This is a genomic window from Nocardia sp. NPDC059154, from assembly GCF_042755705.1.
Taxonomy (GTDB): domain Bacteria; phylum Actinomycetota; class Actinomycetes; order Mycobacteriales; family Mycobacteriaceae; genus Nocardia.
In genome coordinates this window covers 1-3,148 of the sequence record NZ_JBHZCS010000179.1, presented here as the reverse complement: position 1 = coordinate 3,148, position 3,148 = coordinate 1, and the positions used below count along the sequence as shown (strand labels likewise).

Below are 3,148 nucleotides of genomic sequence, written 5' to 3'. Positions count from 1 at the left end.
ACGGTCACCATCAGCCGGTAGATGACTGCGGCGTCCAGGGTCATCCAGCGGCCATCGCGCGTACGAATCCCGGTTGGCGATCAACAGGTGTGTATCAGATGCCCTGACCGCGCGACTGGCACTGGACCCTGACACTTCGCAGAGCCCACGGCCAGAGTGCCGATGACTACCGCAGCCCCACCTCGCCCACGTGACTGAAACCTGAGGGTCGGGCTACCGAGAGGCAGGCGCAGGCGGGGGCAATCCGCATGCGCCGCTTGTGGCTTGGAGATCCTGCGATCGTTTTCCGTACACGCCTGCCAGGTTCGATCTTGGGGCGTGGGCCCCGGGAATCGACTCGAACGTAGCCTACCGTTGACCTTGAACGCCTACCCTGGCGCACGTCGGCCCCTCCGTGGTGGCGCAGATCCCTCGGCATTGCCCCTGGGCGTTCGTGGTATTCCTCGCGCGCGGTCGACCTCGGCGTGCACCGCCGCCGCGAGTTGGGAATCCAGCCCGCCCCGGTGAGACCCGGCGTCGGGCAGGGATTTGGAGGTGCGCCATGACAGCAACCCCACGCGAACCACGCGGTGACAGACCCGCTCGCCGGGCGGGAAAGCCGCATACGACGGCACCCGCCATCACCGGCGGTTCCGACGAGGATGCGCCGGTGGTGCTCTGGCCGGAGCCGAGTCGGCTCGAATCGTGGTGGCACGCCGTCATGCACCCCGCCGCCGAGCCACCCACACCCACATGACCAGAACTCCGTACGACGAATTTCCGGGGGGCAGTACGGGATTCCGGAGCGTCACAATAATGCGACCGTTCGGTATCTTTCACGGGTAGCGTTCGGCGTATGGTGCGCCATCCGGCGCTGATGCTCGCCACGGCCGGGCCCGCTCCCGCCGACGATGACACCCGGGGCATGACAGACGCGAACATGAGTGCGGCGGACAATGCCCATCCGATCAGCGCCAAAGCGCGAAGCCCGATGTGGGTTCTTCCGGCAGCCAGGATTCCCCCGAAGAGCTGCCTGGAGGCGTCTTCTGCCCTGCCTACTCCAAAGTGCTGCACGCAGAAATAGGTATGTCCTCGCTCAATCGGCCGTCGCGGGGACCGGCCGTCGCAAAGGAGGCTGTAGGCACCGCAGCAGCCAATATCCGCAGGAGATCTCATGAGTTCACAGAATTCGCGCCGGCTCACCACCTCTGACGTGAAGGTCGGTCGGGGCGACGTGTCCATGCACCGAGGTTCGATCGCCAGCCTGGTCGGCGCGGTGCTGTCCGAGCAGCACGAATGGATCGAAGACCACCGATACCTCGGTCTTGGCGTCCTGGCCCGCTCCCACGGACTCACCACCACCGAACAGAAAGACACCATACCGGCAGAACTCACCGCCTGACCGACAACCGAATCACGCGGTGACCACCCGAGTTACACGACGCTCCGGGGGCAAACGTTTCAGACCTGACAGCTGGATCAAGTGGCACCTGAATGTATGGCGTAGCAACAGCTTACGAATGTCCTCTCGAAGGTGAAACGCAGCGGGGCCCGATGGATTCGGGACGCGGAGATCCAGGTCGGCGCCCTGCCCGGCGCCGGCCGCCGCGATGGCCGGACAGTGAGCGGCCACGCGGAATGGAGGCAGTGCCGCCAGGTTATTCGCCACCCTGGTGGCACTGTTTCACCTTCAGCACATGACCTCCTACGGAGCTCGCAGTGCCGCGTGCAGTCCGGCCCGGCGGTTATTGGCTGACGATGACTAAATGGTCAAGGGCCCACCTGGCGCCCGATCCGGCCGCACGTCCGTTCCGTTCCTGTGACGTAATCGGCGAGAGCCCGGACGATGGCGTCTACGGTTAAGGCGGTCGGCGTAGCTGCGGGTCGAGCGAATCGGGTCAACGGTCGTTGTTCCATGCGCTCGCGCGTGAGTACTTTGACCGCCACCACCCGGTCCAGCACAGACTGAACACAACGGAAGACAATGCCGAAACCGCCCCGCCCGATCCCCTCGGCATCATGCAACCCGAGGGCGCTCAGCTCCGCGACCTCACCAATCACGTTGCGTATTGAACTGATCGGAATCCATCCTTGGTCGCCCGCAATTCGCCGTTGGCGATCTCAGACTACTCGGCACACCGGGAGTGACGTATCATGCGCCGCGAGGCACCGATTGCCCACGAAACTGGCCCGACAAAGCGGCAATCGAGGCGCGGTGGCTATCAAAGCGCCGCCGCTTCGGTGGTGGCGCCGACTGATGACGTGGGTCGCCGTTCTGGGCAGACAGCGATTTATCTGCAGGTCGCATGCAACCCACTTGGTGCTTGGTGGGGAGCATCCACTGGCGTTCGCACGGCAGGCGTGGTAGCAGTACGGTGCCGACCCGGCCCAGGGCTATGGCGAAGCCTTCGCTGATGCGGTTGTCGTTGAAGATGGCGGCGAATCGGCGCGCCGCGGTGGCGCAGGCCGGGTAGAACAGGCCCAAACCCATCGCAGGGCAGAAAGGGACGCCGGTGACCGTCATCATCGGAATGGATCCGCACAATTCGCGGTCGGGCCTGGGCAGTCGGGCTGCAACGGCATCGGACGCCGCCTCGCGCACCGTCTGGTCCATGATGGTGAAACCGTGGTGGACGTGCCGGTGAAACTCTCGGCGCAGGTGCGGGTCTTCGCCGCCTGCAACGCCCGCAAACCGACCCAGTCGACGCCCACTCGGTCGCCCTGACCGCGCTGCACGCCCCGAACCTGCGTCGCGTCCAGCTCGATGCAAAACTGGTCGCACTTGGCCCGCTCTCCGACGGGCCGCAACGGATTCAGCATCGACCGAATCCGGGCCGACCGAATCCTGCACGAAGCACTTACCGCAGGCCCAGACCCGCTGCACCTGTCACCCGGGAACGGTTCGAGGCCGTCCACCGGTTGCGTGAGGAATGAAACCCCGACTCCCCGCTCGGGTCCGTCACGGTGACGTATCTGGTGTGGGATGCCCCCCGCCCGGCCGTCCAGTTGATGTCATGCCGTATTCGTGCGTGTCCCCTAGGTTCTGTCTCGAAGTGTTGAGGGCGGGCCTGTGGCTCGCCCCCCCCCCCTTCTTGGACAACCACTTCTTGCCACCAACCGGAGCCTTTACCCGTCGCCGACCACAAACTTTTCTCCCCCCGCAGCCACC

General features: G+C 65.1%; 2 protein-coding genes and 1 pseudogene. 2 read left to right on the top strand and 1 reads right to left on the bottom strand.

Annotation, left to right across the window (positions count from 1 at the left end):
• Positions 1-541: 541 nt before the first annotated feature.
• Positions 542-736, top strand: a complete 195-nt coding sequence (locus ACFXN1_RS51585) for a hypothetical protein (protein WP_379446669.1) — start codon at positions 542-544, stop codon at positions 734-736.
• Positions 737-1,225: 489 nt separating this feature from the next.
• Positions 1,226-1,381 (top strand): annotated as a pseudogene (locus tag ACFXN1_RS51580) (IS256 family transposase); the annotation flags it as partial.
• 750 nt (positions 1,382-2,131) lie between these two features.
• Here the strand turns inward: ACFXN1_RS51580 and ACFXN1_RS51575 are convergent.
• Positions 2,132-2,593, bottom strand: a complete 462-nt coding sequence (locus ACFXN1_RS51575) for a hypothetical protein (RefSeq protein ID WP_379446671.1) — start codon at positions 2,591-2,593, stop codon at positions 2,132-2,134.
• Positions 2,594-3,148 lie beyond the last annotated feature (555 nt).

Excerpts from the sequence above, each read along its gene's own strand:
- ACFXN1_RS51585 (WP_379446669.1), top strand. The coding sequence starts at position 542 with ATGACAGCAACCCCACGCGAACCACGCGGTGACAGACCCGCTCGCCGG.
- ACFXN1_RS51575 (WP_379446671.1), bottom strand. The coding sequence starts at position 2,593 with ATGGACCAGACGGTGCGCGAGGCGGCGTCCGATGCCGTTGCAGCCCGA.